Origin of the sequence: Phytobacter sp. RSE-02 (assembly GCF_040578655.1) — a bacterium.
Taxonomy (GTDB): domain Bacteria; phylum Pseudomonadota; class Gammaproteobacteria; order Enterobacterales; family Enterobacteriaceae; genus Phytobacter; species Phytobacter diazotrophicus.
In genome coordinates this window covers 576,771-598,985 of the sequence record NZ_JBEULY010000003.1, presented here as the reverse complement: position 1 = coordinate 598,985, position 22,215 = coordinate 576,771, and the positions used below count along the sequence as shown (strand labels likewise).

20 protein-coding genes and 1 riboswitch are annotated in these 22,215 nt (G+C 56.0%); of the genes, 14 read left to right on the top strand and 6 right to left on the bottom strand.

Annotation, left to right across the window (positions count from 1 at the left end):
• Nucleotides 1-208 precede the first annotated feature (208 nt).
• Nucleotides 209-832: a glutathione S-transferase gene (locus tag ABU190_RS09820; RefSeq protein ID WP_354691171.1), complete on the bottom strand. Its 624-nt coding sequence runs from the start codon at nucleotides 830-832 to the stop codon at nucleotides 209-211.
• 223 nt (nucleotides 833-1,055) lie between these two features.
• Nucleotides 1,056-1,154, top strand: a riboswitch (guanidine-I (ykkC/yxkD leader).
• 57 nt (nucleotides 1,155-1,211) lie between these two features.
• On the opposite strand from ABU190_RS09820, the gene ABU190_RS09815 reads away from it, so the two are divergent.
• From ABU190_RS09815 to ABU190_RS09775, 9 genes are all read left to right on the top strand, one after another.
• Entirely contained in the window at nucleotides 1,212-2,270 is a 1,059-nt protein-coding gene (locus ABU190_RS09815) for a putative urea ABC transporter substrate-binding protein (RefSeq protein WP_354691170.1), read from the top strand.
• 22 nt (nucleotides 2,271-2,292) lie between these two features.
• Nucleotides 2,293-3,108 carry an ABC transporter permease subunit gene (locus ABU190_RS09810; RefSeq protein WP_039077166.1) on the top strand — a complete coding sequence of 272 codons (816 nt, stop codon included), beginning with the start codon at nucleotides 2,293-2,295 and terminating at the stop codon, nucleotides 3,106-3,108.
• Nucleotides 3,105-3,881: an ABC transporter ATP-binding protein gene (locus tag ABU190_RS09805; protein WP_039077165.1), complete on the top strand. Its 777-nt coding sequence runs from the start codon at nucleotides 3,105-3,107 to the stop codon at nucleotides 3,879-3,881. The genes ABU190_RS09810 and ABU190_RS09805 overlap by 4 nt, the downstream gene beginning before the upstream one ends.
• A gap of 4 nt (nucleotides 3,882-3,885) precedes the next feature.
• Nucleotides 3,886-4,614: an urea amidolyase associated protein UAAP1 gene (locus ABU190_RS09800; protein ID WP_354691169.1), complete on the top strand. Its 729-nt coding sequence runs from the start codon at nucleotides 3,886-3,888 to the stop codon at nucleotides 4,612-4,614.
• A gap of 11 nt (nucleotides 4,615-4,625) precedes the next feature.
• The gene (locus ABU190_RS09795) at nucleotides 4,626-5,258 is read left to right on the top strand and encodes an urea amidolyase associated protein UAAP2 (protein WP_296439285.1); all 633 of its coding nucleotides are present in this window, start codon (nucleotides 4,626-4,628) and stop codon (nucleotides 5,256-5,258) included.
• Between the two features lie 177 nt (nucleotides 5,259-5,435).
• On the top strand, nucleotides 5,436-9,038 hold the full coding sequence (gene uca / locus ABU190_RS09790; protein WP_354691168.1) for an urea carboxylase: 3,603 nt from the start codon (nucleotides 5,436-5,438) through the stop codon (nucleotides 9,036-9,038).
• Nucleotides 9,035-10,834, top strand: coding sequence for an allophanate hydrolase (gene atzF, locus ABU190_RS09785; protein ID WP_354691167.1), 1,800 nt, complete (start codon nucleotides 9,035-9,037; stop codon nucleotides 10,832-10,834). The genes uca and atzF overlap by 4 nt, the downstream gene beginning before the upstream one ends.
• A 124-nt stretch (nucleotides 10,835-10,958) precedes the next feature.
• On the top strand, nucleotides 10,959-11,342 hold the full coding sequence (locus ABU190_RS09780; protein WP_039077160.1) for a biofilm formation regulator BssR: 384 nt from the start codon (nucleotides 10,959-10,961) through the stop codon (nucleotides 11,340-11,342).
• Between the two features lie 108 nt (nucleotides 11,343-11,450).
• On the top strand, nucleotides 11,451-12,566 hold the full coding sequence (locus tag ABU190_RS09775; RefSeq protein ID WP_354691166.1) for a PQQ-dependent sugar dehydrogenase: 1,116 nt from the start codon (nucleotides 11,451-11,453) through the stop codon (nucleotides 12,564-12,566).
• 19 nt (nucleotides 12,567-12,585) lie between these two features.
• Here the strand turns inward: ABU190_RS09775 and ABU190_RS09770 are convergent, their stop codons facing one another.
• A complete protein-coding gene (locus ABU190_RS09770) occupies nucleotides 12,586-13,212 on the bottom strand; it encodes a glutathione S-transferase family protein (RefSeq protein WP_039078475.1) in 627 nt (208 codons plus the stop codon).
• Nucleotides 13,213-13,441: 229 nt separating this feature from the next.
• Between ABU190_RS09770 and dacC the strand changes: the two genes are divergently transcribed.
• The gene (gene dacC, locus ABU190_RS09765; RefSeq protein ID WP_039078756.1) at nucleotides 13,442-14,641 is read left to right on the top strand and encodes a serine-type D-Ala-D-Ala carboxypeptidase; all 1,200 of its coding nucleotides are present in this window, start codon (nucleotides 13,442-13,444) and stop codon (nucleotides 14,639-14,641) included.
• A 31-nt stretch (nucleotides 14,642-14,672) separates the two neighbouring features.
• Here the strand turns inward: dacC and deoR are convergent, their stop codons facing one another.
• Both deoR and ybjG read right to left on the bottom strand, forming a co-directional pair.
• Nucleotides 14,673-15,431 (bottom strand): DNA-binding transcriptional repressor DeoR, encoded by a 759-nt coding sequence (deoR, locus tag ABU190_RS09760; protein ID WP_039078476.1) that lies wholly within the window; start codon nucleotides 15,429-15,431, stop codon nucleotides 14,673-14,675.
• 65 nt (nucleotides 15,432-15,496) lie between these two features.
• Nucleotides 15,497-16,105: an undecaprenyl-diphosphate phosphatase gene (ybjG, locus tag ABU190_RS09755; protein WP_039078477.1), complete on the bottom strand. Its 609-nt coding sequence runs from the start codon at nucleotides 16,103-16,105 to the stop codon at nucleotides 15,497-15,499.
• 279 nt (nucleotides 16,106-16,384) lie between these two features.
• Here ybjG and ABU190_RS09750 point away from each other — a divergent pair, with 279 nt between their 5' ends.
• Together ABU190_RS09750 and ABU190_RS09745 are read left to right on the top strand one after the other, a co-directional pair.
• Nucleotides 16,385-17,617: an MFS transporter gene (locus ABU190_RS09750; RefSeq protein WP_354691165.1), complete on the top strand. Its 1,233-nt coding sequence runs from the start codon at nucleotides 16,385-16,387 to the stop codon at nucleotides 17,615-17,617.
• Nucleotides 17,618-17,870: 253 nt separating this feature from the next.
• On the top strand, nucleotides 17,871-18,653 hold the full coding sequence (locus ABU190_RS09745; protein WP_354691164.1) for a DsbA family protein: 783 nt from the start codon (nucleotides 17,871-17,873) through the stop codon (nucleotides 18,651-18,653).
• 145 nt (nucleotides 18,654-18,798) lie between these two features.
• Here ABU190_RS09745 and ABU190_RS09740 read toward each other — a convergent pair whose 3' ends face one another.
• A complete protein-coding gene (locus tag ABU190_RS09740) occupies nucleotides 18,799-19,134 on the bottom strand; it encodes a helix-turn-helix transcriptional regulator (RefSeq protein ID WP_354691163.1) in 336 nt (111 codons plus the stop codon).
• A gap of 65 nt (nucleotides 19,135-19,199) precedes the next feature.
• Nucleotides 19,200-19,961: a MipA/OmpV family protein gene (locus ABU190_RS09735; RefSeq protein WP_354691209.1), complete on the bottom strand. Its 762-nt coding sequence runs from the start codon at nucleotides 19,959-19,961 to the stop codon at nucleotides 19,200-19,202.
• 304 nt (nucleotides 19,962-20,265) lie between these two features.
• Here ABU190_RS09735 and ABU190_RS09730 point away from each other — a divergent pair, with 304 nt between their 5' ends.
• Together ABU190_RS09730 and ABU190_RS09725 are read left to right on the top strand one after the other, a co-directional pair.
• On the top strand, nucleotides 20,266-20,961 hold the full coding sequence (locus ABU190_RS09730; RefSeq protein WP_079498308.1) for a response regulator: 696 nt from the start codon (nucleotides 20,266-20,268) through the stop codon (nucleotides 20,959-20,961).
• The gene (locus ABU190_RS09725) at nucleotides 20,958-22,133 is read left to right on the top strand and encodes an ATP-binding protein (protein WP_354691162.1); all 1,176 of its coding nucleotides are present in this window, start codon (nucleotides 20,958-20,960) and stop codon (nucleotides 22,131-22,133) included. Before ABU190_RS09730 ends, ABU190_RS09725 begins: the two co-directional genes overlap by 4 nt.
• The last annotated feature ends 82 nt before the right edge of the window (nucleotides 22,134-22,215 follow it).

Here is a 22,215-nt window from a genome sequence, read left to right as displayed (position 1 = left end):
TGGCTAAATGTGCGCTGTGATGGCCGTCAACATAGTATAAAAATCAGACAGTGTATGATTTGTGCCGCTGCGCCCGTGTGAACGCCCGGGTGAAAGAGTGGCGGCGTAACGCATCATGCATTTGCATGCCCCCATGAGCAGATCCCGGATTTCATGCGCATGGGGATTTTCTCTACTCTCTATATATCTCTACATAGAAAGCGTTGCATCACGGGGTACCGTTATTTCCATAGCGCAGGAAAGCAGGGCGCAGATTTAAGCGTTCAAACCATGCCTCCACTGCCGGGAAATCCGGGTGTTCAAAGGGCGTCATCTTCCAGCGGTTCACCGACAATCCCAGCACGATATCGGCAAGAGTGAACGTCTCCCCGGCGGTCCAGGCGCCCGTGCGTTGCAACTGCTGGTCGAGAATGCCGACGCAGTGATTCCACTCCTTGATACCGGCGGCAATCGCATTCTGATCGTTGTAGTCAGGGTTTTTACGCACCAGTGCCGGGAAAACGTAGCGCCATGCGCTATTAAAGTCGGTGGCCTGCCAGTCCATCCAGTGCTCCACATTCGCGCAAGCTCGCGGTTCGCCAGGAAGCAGATCGTCGCGGCCCGCTTTACGTGCCAGATAGCGGCAAATGGAGTTGGATTCCCACAGGATAAAGTCATCATCAAGGAGTACCGGTACCATCGCATTTGGGTTCATGGCCCGGAAGGCGTCCGTCTGCGTCGAGGCAAAGCCGCTGCCATAGTCTTCCTGTGAATACGCCAGCCCCGCTTCTTCGCAGGTCCACAACACTTTACGCACGTTAATTGAAGACGTTTTACCCAATATTTTCAGCATGACGCGAATCGCCTTTTGCGAGATTAATCGTTTAGAAACAATACATCAGCAGCGCATCACCTGGCTACAGGGCCCTTGAGCACCAGCGTGGTGCGCTGCCTCATTCTGGTTCACCAAAATGGGTACGTTTGCCCTGAGTTATCGCTAAGTTACTGAAATGTCATTAATCGCAACCTGGCATAGTGCTTGCAATAACGCTAGCGCAGTGCAACACACAATTTGATAAATAGCTGGCTAGGGTTCCGGTTCGCTAAGGCGGATGTCTGGTCCAAGAGCTGGCGACCTCTGAGAGGTTACACGGCGGGACAAAAACCCGGGAGACAGCAGCACCAGTGGGTGTCGCGCTGCCCCCTTTTTTTGTACCAATCAGAGGTCAATAATGAAGAAATCTCCATTACTCCGCTCTCTCGTGCTGTCGCTGGTCATGCTGACCACTCTCCCAACCTTTGCCGCCGTGAAGAAAGAGTTCAATGTCTGCTGGACCATCTACGCAGGCTGGATGCCGTGGGGCACCATCAGTAACAGCAAAATCATTGATAAGTGGGCGGACAAATACGGTATTAAAATCAATATCGTACAGCTCAACGACTATATCGAATCTATTAACCAGTATACCGCGGGCCAGTTTGATGGCTGCACCATGACCAACATGGATGCGCTGACCATTCCGGCGGCGGGCGGCGTGGACAGCACCGCGCTTATTCTCGGCAGCTACTCCGAAGGTAACGACGGAGTAGTGATGAAAGGCGAGGGCAAAACCCTCAAGGACCTGAAAGGCCAGCAGATCTACCTGCCTGAACTGTCCGTTTCCCACTATCTGCTGGTGCGCGGCCTGGAGAAAGCCGGACTGGCAGAAAAAGATGTCACCGTGGTGAACACCTCCGATGCCGATATCGTCTCTGCCTTCGCCACCCCGAAAGTGCAGGCGGCTGTCGCCTGGAATCCGCAACTGTCGGTTATCAAAGGCACGCCGAAAACCACCGAAGTCTTTAGCTCCTCGCAGGTACCCGGCGAGCTTATCGACATGATGGTGGTCAACACCCAGACCCTGAAAGATAACCCGGCGTTGGGTAAAGCCCTGACTGGCGCATGGTACGAAATGATGGCGCAGATGAAGGCGCAGAATAAAGAGGCGCTGAGCGCCATGGCGGCGGCGTCCGGCACCGACCTGGCGGGCTATCAGGCGCAGCTTAAAACCACCCATCTCTTCTATACCCCGGCCGATAATCTGGCGTTTATCAGCTCCCCGGATCTGGCGAAAACCATGCAGCGCGTTGCGACGTTCTCCTTTGAAAAAGGGTTGCTGGGTGACGGCGCGCAAAGTGCGGATTTCATCGGCATGGCCTTTCCGGGCAACGTTTCAGCCGGGGATGTTGCCAACGTGAAGCTGCGCTTTGACGACAGCTTCGTGAAGATGGCCGCCGACGGCAAGCTTTGAGCGAATGACAGGAACTCACGCCATGCGACACATTAACCGCCATCCGACCCGGGGCATGCGTCTGACGCTTGTTCTGCTGCCTTTCGTCATTTTGCTGGCGGCGTACTTTCTGGGCTCTGCGGTGCGGCTGGAGGCCAACCCGCAGGATAAGCTGCTGCCCGGCATGCAGCAGATGCTGGACGCAATGTCGCGAATGGCATTCACCCCGGATAAACGCAGCGGCGACTACCTCTTCTGGATGGATACGCTGGTGAGCCTGGCGCGCCTGTTGACCGGGCTGGCGATAGCCTCGCTGATTGGTCTGTGCCTGGGCATTACCGCCGGGGTCTTTCCGATGTGGCGCGCCTCGCTCTCGCCGCTGATGACCGTGCTGTCGATGATCCCGCCTCTGGCGATCCTGCCGGTGCTGTTCATTGTCTTCGGGCTGGATGAGTTGTCAAAAGTGATGCTGATTGTGATTGGTATCACCCCGATGCTCGCCCGCGACCTTGAGCATCGCGCCTGCGAAATTCCGCCGGAAATCCTGATCAAGGCGCAAACGCTGGGCGCATCAAGCTGGACGCTGGTGCTGCGGGTGGTACTGCCGCAGCTTCTCTCCCGCCTGTTGACCTCGTTGCGCCTGCTGTTGGGATCGGCCTGGCTGTTCCTTATCTCGGCAGAGGCCATCTCCTCAACGGCAGGGCTGGGATATCGCATTTTTCTGGTGCGCCGCTATATGGCGATGGACGTCATCATCCCCTACGTGGTGTGGATAACGTTGCTGGCATGGCTGATGGACCTCGGCCTGCGCCAGTTGCATAAAACCTGTTTTCCCTGGGCGGAAGGAGGGAAGGCATGAGTTTTATCGAAATCAACAATATCTGGCAGGAATATGGCGCCCATGTGGTGCTCGAACGCCTCAACCTGCGGGTCAACGCCGGGGAGTTTTGCTCAATGGTGGGAGCATCCGGCTGCGGGAAATCGACTTTTCTGCGCCTGTTGCTGGGCCAGGAAGCGCCGAGTCGCGGCACCATTTTGCTTGATGGCAAGCCGTTGCAGGCTGAGCCGGACCGCAGCCGTGGCGTGGTCTTCCAGCGTTACTCCGTTTTTCCCCATTTAAACGTGCTCGATAACGTCACCATTGGCCTTGAGCTGCCGAATGCGCGCTTCCTCGGGCGTCTGTTTGGCGCCAGCAAACGTGAGGCGCGGGAGCGTGCCGTGTGGATGCTGCAAAAAGTGGGCCTTGGGCAGGCGCTGGATAAATACCCGGCCCAGCTCTCCGGCGGTATGCAACAGCGCCTTGCTATTGCCCAGGCGTTCATTATGCAACCGCGCGTGTTGCTGCTTGATGAGCCCTTTGGCGCACTCGACCCCGGCATTCGCAAAGATATGCACGCCCTGTTGCTGCAACTGTGGGGCGAAACCCGGATGACGGTTTTTATGGTCACCCACGATCTCTCCGAGGGCTTTAACCTCGGCACCCGGCTGCTGGTGTTTGACAAGGTGCGTATTGACCCGCACGAACCCAATGCCTACGGCGCGCGCATTACTTATGACATTCCGCTCAATGAAGCGCGTCTGGCGGAAATGACCGACCCGCAGCCCGATAACGTCTACGCATTAAGGAGTTAACTTAATGACTTTATTAGATAAAGAAACATCTGTTCTGCGTGAAGAGACCCTGCCAGGCGGCGGCAGTCTCTCCTTTATTCTCAAGCGCGGGCAGATCCTGCGCATGACCGACACCGAAGGTGGGGCAAACGTCAGCCTGATGATGCTTAACCCGCATGAAAAGAGCGAACGTCTGAACCTGCCCGATACCTTAAAAGGCCAGCACACCGCGCGCCTGACGGCAGGCCACTGTTTTTACTCCGATATGGGGCGTGTGCTGGCGGGGATTATCGCGGATACCTGCGGCTGGCATGACCCGTTTGGCGGCGTGCTGAATGCGGCAGAAGTGAAGGAGAAATATGGTCAGGGGCGTTATCAGGATTTGCGTAACGGTTTTTTCCGCAACGGCGCCGACAACCTGCTCGTTGAGATGGGCAAATGGGATTTGAACCTTGAAGACCTGCTGATGGTGGTGAACTTTTTTAGCAAAGTCACGGTGGATGAGCACGGCGCTTTTACCTTCCACAGCGGTGCGTCGAAGGCTGGCAGCTACGTTGAACTGTTTGCGCCAATGGATGTGCTGGTGGTGCTCACCGCGCTGCAACACCCGATGGACCCCGCCGCAGATTATGCGCCGCGCCCGGTACAACTGGCCTGGCGACAGGAGGCAGACGAAAACGCCGCCATTGAGGCTTTGATGACGCGCCCGGAAAACACGCGTGCCTTCACCAACACCCGTTTATTTGCCCTGTAAGGAGCCGCATGATGAATGTCACCAGCCAGAAGCACCCCGACGAGGCCGTTTTTCGCCATGTGATCCCGGCAGGGGAGCCGTACCTGTTTGAAGTAAAAAAGGGCCAGACCCTGCGTTTGCTCGACCTTGAAGGGAACCAGGCCGTGGATACGCTGTTTTATAACGCCGACAACGCCCGGGAACGCTACGATCCGCAGCGCACGTTGCGCCGCCAGGGCAATGCGTATCTGACCACCGGCAGCGTGCTGTGGTCCAATATGGGTAACCCGTTGCTGACCATTGTCGCCGATACCTGTGGCCGCCATGACACCCTCGGCGGCGCGTGCGCCCAGGAGAGCAATACCGTGCGTTATGCGCTGGATAAACGCCATATGCATAGCTGCCGCGATAACTTTCTCTGCGCCTGCCTGCACGATGGACGTCTGCACAAGCGCGACATTGGCGCCAACATCAACTTCTTTATGAATGTTCCGGTGACCCCGGAGGGCGGACTGACCTTCGAAGACGGCATCTCAGCGCCTGGGAAATACGTTGAACTGCGCGCCGAATGCAACGTCATCGTGCTCATCTCCAACTGCCCGCAGTTGAACAACCCGTGCAATGGCTGGAACCCGACCCCGGCGGAGGTGCTGGTATGGAACTGAGCCGGGGTGCGCGTCTGCGCCTTTTTATTTACCGCCTGTTTGAGGTGCGTGCGAACCGTTTACCGCTCAGTCAGCCGCGCGAGACACCACCGCGTCCGTAAACGACCAGCCCCTTATGGACGGCCATAAGGCGAGCCGAATTTCGGCGGGACGACCCGCCAGGATTGAGTCCTGACTATGTTTACGAAACTCCTTATCGCTAACCGTGGCGCGATCGCCTGCCGTATCCTGCGCACCTTGCGCACACTTAATGTCACCGGCGTTGCCGTCTGGTCTGAGACCGACGCCAGCAGTCTGCATATTCGTGATGCCGATGAAGCCATTAGCCTGGGTGACGGCCCGGCGGCACAGACCTATCTGGTCAGCGAAAAAATTATCGATGCGGCCCGCCAGAGCGGCGCACAGGCGATTCATCCCGGCTACGGTTTTCTTTCTGAGAACGCCGCCTTTGCCGAAGCCTGCGAAGCCGCAGGAATGGCATTTGTGGGCCCGACGCCGGAACAACTGCGGGTCTTTGGCTTAAAACATACGGCCCGCGCGCTGGCCAAAGCGCATGGCGTACCGATGCTGGAAGGCACAGAGCTGCTGGCAAACCTTGATGAAGCGCAGCACGCTGCCGCGCAGGTGGGGTTCCCGGTGATGCTGAAAAGCACCGCGGGCGGCGGCGGTATCGGGATGCGGGTGTGCTATAGCGCCGATGAACTGGCCGATGCCTTTGACACGGTAGTGCGGCTGGGCAAAAACAACTTTAGCGACGCGGGTGTGTTTATTGAGAAGTACATCGAGCGCGCGCGTCACCTGGAAGTGCAAATTTTTGGCGACGGTAAGGGTGAGGTTGTTGCCCTTGGCGTGCGCGATTGCTCGGTACAACGCCGTAACCAGAAAGTGCTGGAAGAGACCCCCGCGCCGAACCTGCCGGATGGCATGGAAGCGGCGCTGTGCTCAGCGGCGATCAAACTGGGTAAAGCGGTGAATTACCGCAGCGCCGGGACCGTTGAATTTGTCTATGACAGTGACGCAAAACGCTTTTACTTCCTGGAAGTGAACACCCGTTTGCAGGTGGAGCATGGTGTTACCGAGCAGGTCTGGGGCGTGGATCTGGTGCGCTGGATGATTGAACTCGCCGCCGACGATCTGCCGCCGTTGACCGAGCTGGTTGCAGGGCTTACGCCGCAGGGACATGCCGTGCAGGCGCGTGTCTATGCCGAAGATCCGGGCCGCCAGTTCCAGCCGTCGCCGGGGCTACTGACCGACGTGGCGTTTCCTGCCGACGATCGCCGTACGCTGCGCATTGACACTTGGGTGGAAGCGGGCTGCGAAGTGCCGCCGTTCTTTGATCCGATGCTGGCGAAAATCATCACCTGGCAGCCCACGCGTGCGCAGGCGATTGCCTGCCTGGATGCCGCGCTGGGCGAAACCCGTCTGTATGGCGTAGAGACCAACCGCCAGTACCTGCGCCAGATTTTAGCCTTTGCCCCGTTTGCGGAGGGCGAGCCCTGGACGCGCTGCCTGGAAGGGTTGCGCTACGAGGCCACTACCCTTGAGGTGGTGAGCGCCGGAACTCAAACCACGGTGCAGGATGCCCCTGGCCGCCAGGGCTACTGGGCGGTGGGTGTACCGCCGTCCGGCCCGATGGATGACCGCGCGCTGCGTCTGGGTAATGCGTTATTGGGGAATGCCGCAACCGATGCTGCGCTGGAAATCACGCTCACCGGCCCGACGCTGAAATTTAATACCGACGCCGTGGCGGTAGTGACCGGGGCGAGTATCGGGGTCACGCTCGACGGTACAGCGCTTGCGATGAATACCGTGTTTACGATTTCCGCGGGCAGCACCCTGCGTCTGGGTGAGGTGAGCGGTGCCGGAGTGCGCAGCTATCTTTGCCTGCGCGGTGGCATTAATGTGCCGGATTATCTTGGCAGCAAAAGCACCTTCACCCTTGGGCAGTTTGGCGGTCACGCCGGGCGCGCGCTGCGTACTGGCGATGTGCTGCATCTCAATCCGCTGACGAACCGCGCAAGCGGTGTTGTGCTCGCGCAGGCGTTGCAGACCACACTGCCTGCCGTGCGTGAACTGCGCGTGATCTATGGGCCCCATGGGGCACCGGAATATTTCACCGGCGCGTATATCAACACCTTTTTTGCCACCGACTGGGAAGTGCACTTCAACTCAAGCCGAACCGGGATCCGCCTGATTGGGCCGAAGCCGGAGTGGGTACGCGAGAGCGGCGGCGAGGCGGGGCTGCACCCGTCCAATATTCATGACAACCCGTATGCCATTGGCGCGGTGGATTTCACCGGGGATATGCCGGTTATCCTTGGCCCGGATGGCCCAAGCCTAGGCGGTTTTGTCTGCCCGGTGACGGTTATCGAAGCGGATTTGCACCAGCTTGGGCAACTGAAAGCGGGGGACAAGGTGCGTTTCGTCCCGGTGGACGTGGCAACGGCGCGACTGCTGGCACAGGCCAGCCGCCAGGAAGTGGAAACACTGCAACCTGTCGCCGTCAACTGGCATCCTGCCGCGCTGGCTTCCCCGGTGGTGCTGGAGACCGGGGAAGCGGATAAGCGGCTGGTGGCGCGTCTTTCAGGCGATACCCATCTGCTGCTGGAAATTGGCGAACCGGAACTCGACCTGGTGCTGCGTTTTCGCGGTCACGCCCTGATGCAGGCGCTGGAATCCCGCGCGCTGGAGGGGGTTATCGATCTGACGCCGGGGATCCGTTCATTGCAGGTGCATTATCAGCCGGAAACCCTGGCGCTGAGCCGTTTGCTGGCGATTATTCACGATCTGTGGGCCGATGTGTGCCAGCACGAAGATCTGGATGTGCCGTCGCGGGTGGTCTGGCTGCCGCTCTCCTGGGATGACCCGGCCTGTCAGAAGGCGATTGAAAAATACATGACCACCGTGCGCCGCGACGCGCCATGGTGCCCGAGTAATCTCGAATTTATCCGCCGGATTAACGATCTGGAAAATATCGACGAGGTCTACAAAACCGTCTTTGATGCCCGCTATCTGGTGATGGGGCTGGGAGATGTTTACCTTGGCGCGCCGGTGGCGACACCGCTCGACCCGCGCCACCGTCTGGTGACCACCAAATACAACCCGGCGCGTACCTGGACGGCGGAAAACTCCGTCGGCATTGGCGGCGCATACCTCTGTGTGTATGGCATGGAAGGGCCGGGGGGATATCAGTTTGTGGGCCGCACCCTGCAAATGTGGAATCGCTATCGTGCGGTCGCTGATTTTGGCGGTAAGCCGTGGCTGCTGCGCTTTTTCGATCAGATTCGCTTTTACCCGGTCTCAGCCGATGAACTGCTCACCATCCGCCGGGACTTCCCGCTCGGGCGCTATCCGCTGCGCATCGAACAGACCACTCTGCGTCTGGCGGAATATCAACAGTTCCTGGCCGATGAAGCGCAGAGTATTGCGGCGAACCGCACCCATCAACAGCAGGCGTTTGCCGCTGAGCGCGATCGCTGGATTGCCAGCGGCCAGGCCCATTTCGACAGCAGCGATGTGATTGCCGACGAAGGGGACGATGCCCCGCTCAGGGCCGGTGAAAGCGGCGTCGACAGCCCGGTTTCCGGCAACCTCTGGCAGGTCAATGTGGAAGTGGGCTCCGTGGTGAAAGAGGGCCAGGCGCTGGTGGTGCTGGAGTCGATGAAGATGGAAATTCCGTTAACTGCGCCGCATGACGGCGTGGTCAGTCAGGTTCGGGTGCAGCCGGGAAGCTCCGTGCGCGCCGGGCAATGCGTAGTGGTGATGGAGAAAGCACAATGACACAGACCTTTGATTTGCGCCTCGATACACTGGCGAAACGCTACCGCAGCGGTGAGATAACGCCGCGTGCGCTTATCATGCAATTGCGCGAGCGGGCGATGGCGCTCAACCCGGAATTTCATCTGTTCATTCATATTCTGAATGAAGCCGAACTGGAACCGTATCTGTCGGCGCTGGAACAACATCAGCCGGAGGATCTGCCGCTGTACGGCATTCCGTTCGCCATCAAAGACAATATCGATCTCGCAGGCGTTCCCACCACCGCGGCCTGCCCGGCATTTGCTTATATGGCCGGGCAGGATGCCACCCTGGTGCGCCAGTTGATTGCCCTGGGGGCGATTCCGTTGGGTAAAACCAACCTCGATCAGTTTGCCACCGGACTGAACGGCACCCGTTCGCCTTATGGCGCCTGTCGCAACAGCGTTCATCCTGAGTATCCGTCGGGTGGCTCCAGCGCCGGGTCATCGCTGGCGGTGGCGCTGGGCGTCGCCAGTTTTTCATTAGGCACCGACACCGCCGGCAGCGGGCGCGTCCCCGCGTCGCTGAACAATCTGGTGGGGCTGAAAGCCACCAAAGGGCTGATTTCAACGGCGGGCGTCGTGCCAGCGTGCCGAACCCTGGATTGCGTCACCTTCTTTACCGCCACGGCCGACGAGGCCAGTACCCTGCTGGCGCTGACCGCAATCCAGGACCCGGATGACGACTACAGCCGTCGCAACCCGCTGTGGAACAGCAAACAGGCGTTTGGCGTGCCGCAGGCCGGGTTCCGTTTTGGCGTGCCGGATACGCTGGAGTTCCTGGGCTGTGCCGAGAGTGAAGCGCTCTTTTATCACGCCAAAGCGCAACTGGAGGCGCTGGGGGGAATACCGATCACGCTTGATTTCACGCCGTTTGTGGCGGCGGCAAAACTGCTTTATGAAGGGCCCTGGGTGGCAGAGCGCTACCATGTGGCAGGCCATTTGATTGAGCAGCAGCCGGATGCGGTGCTGCCGGTTATCCGCGATGTTCTGCAAAAAGCCCCGACCACCGATGCGGTCAGCGCGTTTGACGGTCTGTATCGGTTGCAGAGCTATAAACGGCAATGCGATGCCTTGCTCGATGAGTTGGATTGCGTACTGACGCCGACCTACCCGCGTCCGGTAACGCTCGCCGAACTGCGCGATGAGCCGGTGAAGCGCAATTCTGATCTCGGGTACTACACCAATTTCATGAACCTGCTCGATTACGCGGCAGTCGCGGTTCCGGTCGGGTTTATGTCCAATGGACTCCCCTCGGGCGTGACCCTGTTTGGCCGCGCCTTTACCGATCAGTATCTGCTGAGCGTGGCGGATGCCTTGCAGCGTGTGAATCCGCTGAGCTTGCCTGGGGGCACGACCATCGGGGCTGATGCCCCCACGCATGCTGCGGTAAATGACCGGGTAAACGTGGTGGTCTGCGGTGCGCATCTTGACGGTCTGGCGCTCAATTATCAGTTGCGCCAGCGTCAGGGACATCTGGTGGAGGCGACGCTAAGTGCACCTGCTTACCGCCTGTATGCGCTGGCGGATGGCAAGCGTCCGGGGATGGTTCGCGTTAGCGAAGGCGGCAGGGCCATTGCCGTTGAGGTGTGGGCGCTGCCGTCCAGTGAATTGGGATCATTTCTGGCGGGGATCCCGGCACCGCTCGGGTTAGGCAAAGTGGAGCTCGAAGAGGGGCAGTGGATGACCGGATTCATTTGTGAAAATAATGGATTAGAGGGCGCAACGGACATCACAGAATATGGCGGCTGGCGCGCGTGGCTTGCCAGTCGGGGATAATGTTAAGCAGCCCTAAAGTGTAAAGAAGTTTCGTCTGCGTTTAATAATTGAAGTTGCGCATGCTTTCGCTCAAAAAACAGCCATACTATAAGTTGTGCCTGATGGCTGACAAGGGGGGAAACGTATGACCGTTGACGAACTTACACAATGTCTGTTGGACAAACTGGTCGATGCCAGAGCTGATCTTGCGACCTATATCCAGATGCGAAAAGCGAAAGGGTATATGTCAGTCAGCGAAAACGATCAATTACGCGAGCACTTCTTCGATCTTGCCAGGGAAATACGCGATAACGGTGTGCAACTGAACACATTGCAGGATGCCGATACCCGAGGGGCGCTATATCGCGCGGAGGAGGCTATCTCCTCTGTGGCGGTGTGCCTGTTAAGCGGGCGCCAGGATTGCCCAACCTATATAGCGGTGAACGTCGAAAAACTGGAAAGAGCCTTTAACGTGCTGAATTTCAGTATCAAGTATCTTTCCGAACATGTATCGCTTGCCGAAATCTAAACGCGGGGGAGGCCACTCCCCCCTTTCTTTTTAAGCTTTTGTAAAAATCCCCTTTCGCCTGGCCGTGCTGGCTAACCTTTATGCAAACCATGAATAAAGGAGTGGGTCATGCATCGTTCCGCCGCGTTTATTATTCCTGCGATATTCCTTTCAGCCTCTGTCATCGCAGCCCCCGCGCCCGTGAAGGTTGAGGTGTTACAAACCAAACTCGATCACCCCTGGTCTCTGGTTTTTTTGCCAGGCGATCAGGGCATGCTGATAACGATGCGCGGCGGTCAGTTGCGACAATGGCAGCCGGGGAAAGGCCTTTCTGACCCGATAACCGGCATTCCGAAGGTTTGGGCTAACGGGCAGGGAGGTCTGTTGGATGTGGTGTTGGCCCCGGACTTTGCTAAGTCGCGACGGGTCTGGCTGAGCTACGCCGAAGCCGGGCAGGACGGCAAAGCAGGCACAGTCGTGGGGTATGGCCGCCTTAGTGATGATGCAAAACACCTTGAGGCTTTCCAGGTCGTGTTTCGCCAGCAGCCCAAATTGTCGACCGGCAATCACTTTGGCGGACGCATGGTGTTTGACGGTAAAGGCTACCTGTGGATTGCGCTGGGGGAAAATAACCAACGCCCCACTGCACAAGACCTCGACAAATTACAGGGCAAACTGGTTCGTCTGACCGACCAGGGTAAAGTCCCGCCGGATAACCCCTTCGTTGGGAAAGCCGGAGCACGGCCTGAAATCTGGGCATACGGGCTTCGTAACCCACAGGGGATGGCGATGAATCCGTGGAGTCACACCCTGTGGATGCATGAGCATGGCCCGCGTGGCGGTGATGAAATCAATATTGCCGGGAAAGGAAAAAATTACGGCTGGCCGCTGGCGACCTGGGGGATAAATTACAGCGGATTACCCATTCCCGAGGCGAAAGGGGGCAGGGTCGAGGGGACCGAACAGCCCATTTTCTACTGGAAAAAATCGCCGGCTATCAGCGGCATGGCGTTCTATAACTCCGATGTCTTCCCCGAGTGGAAAAATAAACTCTTTATCGGTGCGCTGAAAGATGAAGATGTCATTGTGATGAGCGTAAACGGCAACACCGTGACCGAAGACGGACGCATCCTTAAAGATCGCAAGGCGCGTATTCGCGATGTCCGCGTCGGGCCGGATGGTTATCTGTACGTGCTGACCGATGCGTCAGACGGGGAACTGCTAAAAGTCAGCCCGGCGCGGTAAGGGGCACCGGGCAGGCTTATCAGGTTACCGGAATCATCACCACGTCACGAAACGCCGGGCGCTGCGTCAGCGTCTGGTACCAGCGTTCAAGATGTGGGCGTGGCGTCCAGCTCAGCCCGATGTTGTAGAGGTTGTAGATAAAGGGCGCGACGGCAATATCACCGGGGCCGAATTCCGCGCCGGAGAGCCACGGCTGTTGGGCCAGGGCGTCGTCAAGCAGGGCAAAGAGCGCTTCACAGGCATTGATACCCGCTTCAATAGCCGCATTGTCGCGTTTTTCGACGGGGGTGCGCACCAGTCCCACCAGCAAAATACCGTGTTTCGGCGCCAGCGTGGACAGCGCCCAGTCCATCCACTTTTCCCCCTGTGCGCGCACCGCGGGTTCATCGTTCCACAGGCGGCGTTGACCATACTGCGCGGCCAGATAGCGAACAATGGTATTGGATTCCCACAGCACAACGTCGGTTTCGTCATCGCGCAGCAATGGCACCAGACCGTTGGGATTCATTGCCAGAAATTCGGCTTCGCGGTTCAGGCCAAACGCGCCGCCCGCGAGAATGTGTTCGTACGGCAGTTCAAGCTCTTCAAGTATCCAGCGCACTTTTTTGACGTTGGAGGAATTATTCCTGCCCCATAGCGTAATCATGTTACCCCCTTGTGTTTACCACCCAGTCTGAGGCCTTCCATGTTGAGATAAAGTTAACGTTCTGGCAACGATTTACAAAATTATCCACGCGCCAGAGCACAACAATATGTTATTGCATAAACTTTACTTTCCAGTGCTTTTATTCACGCTTGTTATGCGCTATTACTCACGGCTTGTTGCTGCACGGTGGTGCGACGTTGATTTCAGAATGGATACCTGGGTGGCCTATATGACGCATTTTTCTTTATTTCCACGCGGCCTGGCGGCGGGAGCCGCATTGATCGTTCTCTTTTCACCTTCTCTGTATGCAGTGGAACAAGCGCCGGAGGCTCCGCCTGTTGATGCCCGCGCATGGATCCTCATGGATTACGCCAGCGGTAAGGTGCTGGCAGAAGGGAATGCCGATGAGAAACTGGACCCTGCCAGCCTCACCAAATTGATGACCAGCTACGTTGTCGGCCAGGCGTTGAAGGCAGGGAAGATTCACCTGACCGACATCGTGACGGTAGGTAAAGATGCCTGGGCTACCGGAAACCCGGCGTTACGGGGCTCTTCACTGATGTTCCTCAAGCCGGGCGATCAGGTCTCGGTGGCTGACCTCAACAAAGGGGTCATTATTCAGTCTGGCAATGACGCCAGCATCGCCATTGCCGATTTCGTGGCGGGCAGCCAGGATTCTTTCGTCAGCCTGATGAACAGCTACTCGCAAAAGCTCGGCCTGACCAACACCACCTTCAAGACCGTCCACGGGCTGGACGCGCCGGGGCAGTTTAGTACCGCCCGCGATATGGCGTTGCTCGGTAAGGCGCTGATTCACGACGTGCCGGACGAGTACGCTATCCACAAAGAGAAAGAGTTCACCTTCAACAAAATTCGTCAGCCGAACCGCAACCGTCTGCTGTGGAGTACCAGCATGAACGTTGACGGGATGAAAACCGGGACAACGGATGGCGCTGGGTACAACCTGGTGGCGTCGGCAACGATGGGTGACATGCGCCTCATTTCCGTGGTACTGGGGGCGAAAACCGACCGCATCCGTTTTAACGAGTCGGAAAAGCTGTTGACCTGGGGCTTCCGCTTCTTCGAAACGGTCACGCCTATCAAACCAGACGCCACCTTTGTGAATCAACGCGTCTGGTTTGGCGCGCAAAGCGAGGCAAAACTGGGCGCGGGGGAGGCCGGTTCGGTCACCATCCCGAAAGGGCAACTGAAAAACCTCAAAGCCTCTTATACCTTAACCGAACCGCAGCTTACCGCGCCGCTTAAACAGGGGCAGGTTGTCGGCACCATTGATTTTCAGCTTAACGGACAGACCATTGAGAAGCGCCCGCTGATTGTGATGGAAGCGGTTGAAGAGGCCGGATTCTTTGGCCGGATGTGGGATTTTGTCCTGATGAAATTCCACCAGTGGTTTGGCTGGTTCGCCTGATAACGGCACACCGTGCCCCGTGGGGGCACGGTCAGAATACCAGTTTGATCTGTTCGGCTTTGGCGAACTCAACCAGCGCTTCGTCCGGGCGACAGTCGCTGACGATAGCGTCAAAATGGCTCAAATCTCCCATGCACGCCGGACGCACTTTGCCGAACTTACTGTGATCAACTACCAGTACATGAAATTGCGCGCTCGCCATCGCCCAGTGTTTTAGCGGTAACTCTTCCAGATTAAAGCAGGTAACTCCCTGCTCAATGTGAACCCCGGCGGCAGAATAAAAGGCCATATCCGGGCGCAGATAGCTCAGTGTCTCTTTGAAATTGAGCGGCTGAAAAATGGCATTACTGGCATGAAATTCGCCGCCGCTCAGGATGGCGCGGCACAGCGGCTTTTCCTGGAGGGCAAGGAACGTATTCAGGGAGTAGCACACCCCGGTGAACGGCAGGTCGGCCGGAATGGCTTCGATAATCCAGGGGGTGGTGGTGCCGCAGTCAAAAAACACCATTTGGTGTGGCTGCACCAGTTGCGCGGCTAATTCTGCCGCACGGCGCTTTTCATCGACCAGACGGGTTTTCTGATCGCTTAGCAGATAATGGCTGGCGGTGCGCGGCTCAAGCACGATATAGCCGCCCAGTAGCACAACCGGCGCGCTGTTGGCGCTGAGATCGCGGCGAATCGTCATTTCTGAAACACCCAGAAGGGCAGCGGCCTCTTTCAGATGCAGCTTATCGCTGCGCTTGAGCGCCGACAGTAACTGGCTTATCCGTTCGTCACGTCTTGTTTCCATAATACCCCTGAATAAAAGAAAGCCCCGCGTTTAGCAGGGCGTTCATCTTACCTTTGCCGCCGGGCTTAGTCACGTACCCAGCCCCGGCGAATCGGAAAGGCAAAACAGAGGCGGTAAAGATGCTGTAGCGTGCGGTGCAGCGCCGGACCGAAGATCTGCCACAGTATCTGCGCGCTCAGACAACCGCACAGACCAACAAACAGACCGCCCACCATATCGAGCGGCCAGTGTACGCCCACGTACACGCGAGACCAGGCAATCGCCAGCGCAACCAGCATCAGCACCGCGCCGGACCAGGCCCGATGCCAGGCAATGAAGGCAATGGCAAACGTAAAAATCACCGTACCGTGATCGCTCGGGAACGAGTAATCCGGCGAATGGGGCAGAAAGTTGTAACCGACATGATCGACAAACGGGCGGTTATGGGGGAACAGATGCCCCAACACCAGCGAAAGGCTCATGCTGATCGCCATCGCCATGGTAACTTTAATGACTAACTGGCGCTGTGCGCTAAGCTGTTTACGCGGCCCCCAGAGCCATAGCGCTACGGCAAGTAGCGGCACGATGCTGATTACATCGTTGGCGATAAACCGTGCGGCGGCAATCATCCATGCGGGGGAATCCGGTGTGGCGTTGATCATCGCGAACAGCGTGTAATTCAGATTTTCCAACATGCTCTTTATGACTCCGGGCTCTGGCTGATGTGAATGTTTGATGACAGCGCTCACCTTAAAAGCGGCGCGATAAACGGTAAAGTCGTTTCCGCTTATTTCGCGGAGAGTTAGACGATTCTTAAGCCGTTTATTGCATTGTTGTGACACGGTACGCAGGGATGATTAAGTAAACCTTAAGGTCGAAAAAAGTGCTTTCCACGGCGCGACTGGCATAATTCGCTATCGTCGACCGACTGCTTTGATTACACTCTGCGCGATTTTTCACGTAAAAGAGATGGCATGCAAAACCCTACACTTACTGGTCGCCGCCTGGGACGGCAGGCACTGTTATTTCCCCTTTGCCTGGTCCTCTACGAATTCTCAACCTATATCGCCAACGATATGATTCAGCCCGGTATGCTGGCCGTGGTCGAGCAATATCAGGCAGGGATTGAGTGGGTGCCGACATCAATGACCGCCTACCTTGCGGGTGGCATGTTTTTACAGTGGCTGCTGGGGCCGCTGTCGGACCGTATTGGCCGTCGACCGGTTATGCTGACCGGGGTGGTGTGGTTCGTAGTGACCTGCCTTGCCACGCTGCTGGCGCAAACCATTGAACAGTTCACCCTGCTGCGCTTTTTGCAGGGGATCAGCCTGTGCTTTATTGGCGCGGTCGGCTATGCGGCCATTCAGGAATCTTTTGAAGAGGCGGTGTGCATTAAGATAACCGCGCTGATGGCCAACGTGGCGCTTATCGCACCGCTGCTCGGCCCGCTGGTGGGTGCAGCCTGGGTTCATGCCGCGCCCTGGCAGGGGATGTTTGTACTGTTTGCCGTGCTGGCGGCGGTGGCGTTTGTCGGGCTGCAACGGGCGATGCCAGAAACCGCCACCCGGCTGGGTGAACCGCTTTCGTTAAAAGCCCTGTGGCACGACTATGCGTTGGTGATGAAAAACATTCGCTTCGTCGCCGGGGCGCTGGCAACCGGCTTTGTCAGCCTGCCGTTGCTGGCCTGGATTGCCCAGTCACCGATTATTATTATCAGTGGCGAACAGCTCAGCAGCTATGAATATGGGTTATTGCAGGTGCCGATTTTTGGCGCGCTGATTGTCGGCAACCTTGTGCTGGCGCGGCTGACTTCGCGGCGTACCGTGCGGTCGCTGATTATTCTTGGCGGCTGGCCGATTGCTGCCGGGCTTATCCTGGCGGCCATTGCAACGGTAGCCTCTTCGCATGCATATCTCTGGATGACGGCAGGTTTGAGCCTGTACGCGTTTGGTATTGGTTTGGCTAACGCCGGGCTGGTGCGCCTGACGCTGTTTGCCAGCGATGTCAGTAAAGGCGCGGTTTCGGCGGCGATGGGCATGCTGCAAATGCTGATTTTCACCGTCGGTATCGAAGTCAGTAAACATGCGTATCTGGTCGGCGGCAACGGCCTGTTCAGCCTCTTTAATTTGCTCAACGGCCTGTTCTGGCTGGGGCTAATGGTGATTTTCCTGCGTGATAAAAGCGTCGGGAACTCGCTCGAAAGCTAAGGCTCCCGGCGGGTGAGGGGAGAGCATCATTCGGCCAGTGATGCGCTTTCGTTACCCGCGGTAGCCTGCGGGCAGCGGGTATCGCGCAAGCCTGAGTCACTCGTTATTCCGCCTGCAATTATATCGACATATCTGTTATCACTTCCGGCGTGTCACCTTTACTGAAAACGCGTATCTTTGATGGCGATATTGCGGAGCACGACGCACCTGCCTGTTCGCAAACTATTCAGAGAAAACGTTAGGGACACCACCGATGACCTTCAGAAAGACGCTGATTTCTTTAGTGACCACATACACTCTTTTCCATTTAAGCCCTGTGCTGGCCGCCTCTGCGCCGGCATTTACGCCTGAGCAGGAAGCGCAAATCGGTAAAATCGCCGCCGACTACCTTGTTGCCCATCCGGAGGTGCTGGTGCAGGTCAGCCAGAAATTGCAGCAGCAAGAGCAGGAGCGCCAACAGATGGCGCTTACCCGGAAGGTGATGGAGAATCAGGAAGCCCTCTTGCGTGACAAAGATACGCCGGTGATTGGTCCACAGGATGCGAGCGTGGCGGTTATCGAATTCTTCGATTATCAGTGCATTTATTGCAGCAAACTCGCCCCGGAGCTGGAGAAAGTCATGAAGGCCAGTCCGGACGTGCGTTATATCTTCAAAGAGTGGCCTATTTTCGCATCGCGCTGGGAAAACTCAGAGAAAGCCGCGCTGCGCGGTCTTGATGTCTGGAAGCAGAAAGGCGCTGCCGGGTATGCCATCTATCACAACAGCATTTACCATACCGGGCATAACGAAGGCCAACTGACCGTCGGGGATATCAATGCTGCCGCGAAGGCTGCCGGTGCCACGGATAAGCTGCAGGCGGATTACAGCAATATCCTTGAGAACACCAATACGCTGGCGCAGACGCTGGAACTCACCGGGACGCCAGGGCTGATTGTGATGCCGGTTAAAGGCGCAACCCCGGAGAACATCACCGTCTTCCCGGGGCTGGCGAGTGCGGAGCAGATTCAGGCCGCGATTAAAAAAGCCAGCCACTGATTCGCAACACTGCCGTCGGTAAACGTTACCGGCGGCAATGCCAGTTATTTGTATGGTAACGAATTAAAAAAGGATTAAACGTAAAACGCCCTGTTAATTATTTTATCGAAAAAGTAATCTCAGTACTTCTGTGAGCATTTATCTGCTATTCGCCATTCTTTTTTCGCCATTGTCTGGGTGGCGCATTATGAATTTTCTTAAAAGTCTTTGAGAAGCTTTGCTGATCGTCAAATCCGTACTTAGAGGCTATTTCAATAATAGGCATACTGGTTTTTTGTAGATCTGATGTTGCTTCCATGATCTTTTTTTGTCTGATGTATCGAGCAAGGCTGAGCCCTGTGTGATGTTTGAAGATTCTTTGCAGGTGCCTTTTAGAATACCCCGCTCTTTTTGCGGCGATTGCTATGGTGATGTTTTTATCCAGGTTGGCGTCAATCCACATTGTTATTTCCATGATTACCGTTGCTTGTAATTGTGGCATTTTTCTGCGCCTCGCCATTATCTCTTGCTCGTCTATCCTCACTCTCCATTTTTGAAAACGTGTAGTTAGAATGTATAGGTGATGGCACCGGTAAAAGAGAATGTATTTCGTCTGAAAACAATAGGGCTATTTGCAACATCATCATTCAGCCAGTTATAACCCGCGCTTAAGGTTGTTCCCCAATGTGTGTCAATTTGATGGTTCCACAGCAGATTTGCGCTTATGCCGTATAAGCCTCCGCCAGGGGTAAATGTTTGATATCCTGTGCGATCGCTCTGTTTTTGGCTGACACCATAATGAATTTGCATATATCGACGATCGCCGAACATGGCTGTATTCTGCAGTGCGATAGTATCGATTTCATTCTGCAAAGGAATAAGCGTAAAGGAAGCCTGATATTCTACTCCCTGGCTATCAGTGACAGGAAGAATGGCTTTTCCTTCAATGCTTACCCAGGGCGCTATGGACCAGCCAACTGCCAGCGCAGTATTCATGGCCGCTTTAATATTGCCCATTCCTTTTAATTCATTTGCGCCATCCCGCCAGTTGGAATTACGCTCAGAACGCCCCAGGCTATAACCCAGCGTGTGTTCTAAATACAGGCCATTGTCGGCCTGCAGGTCATATCCCAGACCCTTTTCCGAATCAACAAAAAACGCGCCTTTTCGCCCCTGAATAACGGGCAAGACCTGGAAAAATTGATGATTTGACCCGCTGTAACGCGGCGCGTATTGCCCTGCAATCCCCATGGTAAACGTGTCTGTATTAGCGGCAGTATCATCCGCATTCGCAAACGACGTTACCGAGGTAAATAGTAAACCTGCCATCAACGGTACTGTTTTTTGGGGGAACATTGAGCATCTCCGGAATCATTAAAAGCGTATTATTTCAGCGCATGGTTTTCTGATGGTTCAGTATGAAGGACTGTTATCAATAATCAGTCAGGGAATTGTTAAGATACTGTCAAGTTCCGCTTTTTGGCGCGCTGTCTCTGATGAATTTAATCTTCTCCGGGCGGTTTATATCATTTGTCATTTTATCGATGCGCGTTTACTGTCATGAAAAGAGTATTGTATGTATTGGCGTAACAGATCGGCAATTGCTGTTCTCTAAAAAAACCAGGGTACATAAATGGTTTGTCGAAAAATATTGATAATTGAAGACGATACGGATGCTGCCGACGTACTGGAAGCCTACCTCCGTCGGGATAGTTTTGACGTACTGATAGCAGAAAACGGGACTAAAGGGCTGGAAATGGCGCGGCGCCTTAAACCCGATCTCATTCTGTTGGATATTATGCTCCCTGGCATAAGTGGCACCGAAGTGCTGGCTTCCATTCGGCGCGACAGCGATGTCCCGGTCATTATGGTCACCGCAATGGGGGAGGCGTCGGAACGTATTGGCGCATTGCGCTATGGCGCTGACGATTTCGTTGTTAAGCCTTATTTTCCTGGTGAAGTCGTTGCGCGAGTCCAGGCTGTATTGCGCCGCACTGCGCGTGCTGAAAAACCCGAAGAGACACTTAACTGGCAAAATCTGTCGGTCAATACGGTGGCGATTACAGCCATAGTGACCGATCGCGAAAAACCGGCGATTGTTCTGGATCTTACGCCCTCTGAATTTTCCATGCTGACGACGCTAATGCGCCATCCCACGCGCCCTTTTACGCGGCAATTCCTGCTGGAACAATGCCTTCCGGACAGCGATGCGCTAGAGCGCGTTGTGGATACACATATTTATAATTTACGTAAAAAATTAGAGAGCGCTGGGGTCACTGGCGTTCTGGCAAACGTACGCGGTATTGGATACAGGTTCCAGCAGCTATGAAGAGTCCCGTTCATCAGTCCCTGTGGCGCTGGATTTGCGCCCGTATCCTTGCCCTTGCCATCGGGACTGTGATTATCATTGCGCTGTGCATGTGGCTACGTTATGCCGTCCAGAATTACTGGGCTTTGCATGATATGCCCGCCAGTGTCAGAGCCGAATTCCTCGCATTGAAAGACAACCCGCATGTGAACCCGGATCGCTTCCATTACATTGTCGACACGTGGTGGGGAATCAGTTACTCGACCCCCTCCATTGCCTCGACCGACTGGATCATGGTTGGTGTACTTGTCCTGGTGATGATCCCTTTTATTGTCATTATGGGGCTACGTTACGCGCGGCCCTTATCCTCACAGTTCAGCCGGTTACGAGAGGCGGCTGATAAAGTCACACAAGGGCAATTCGGCAGCCAGGCGGAACTTATCAAGGATGCACCTGCGGAAATGATACGTTTCGCCGTTGATTTTAATAGCATGACACAGCAACTTGCCCTGTATGAACGCGAACTGCGCGCTTCGCATGTGGCGATGGCGCATGAACTTCGCTCCCCGTTAACGGCGGCCATAGGTCGGTTGCAGGGGATGCTGGATGGCGTCTTTAGCCCTACGCAAGAGCAACTGAATATGGTGATGAACCAGTTGCTTCTCCTGAACCGTCTTACCGGGGAATTACACTTACTTTCACTGGCGGATGCCGGACAGTTGACGCTCGATCGCCATCCTCTTTGCCTTGGGGAGTTATTGCGTGAGCGTGCAGCCTGGCTAAAGCTACAGGCTGATACATCAGGCGTGAGTATTAATGTTGTTGATACTGCACCTGCGCTTTTCAATGGGGATGCGCTGCGTCTGGGTCAGGCCTTCACGATTATTATGGAAAATGCCTTACGCTATGGTCGACAGGGTGGGCATTTAAACATTGGCATTCGTCGGGATGCTGAGGTGTTCAGCATCACTTTTGCGGATGACGGCCCTGGCGTGGACCCCGATTTCTTACCGATCATCTTCGAGCGCTTCACGCGGGCCGATGCATCGCGGGCGCGGCATTCCGGGGGCAGTGGATTGGGGTTATCCATAGCCAGGGCGATTTGCCTTGCCCACGGTGGGAATATTGACGCGTCTTTACCTGAAAAGGGCGGTCTGCTGATAGAAATAACGCTGCCATCTGAAAACAGATAAATGCATTCTTGATGAATCCTTGATGAAAAATGAAGAGAATCTCGACTTCATAAAGATGTAATGACGCCATTACCGATCAGGA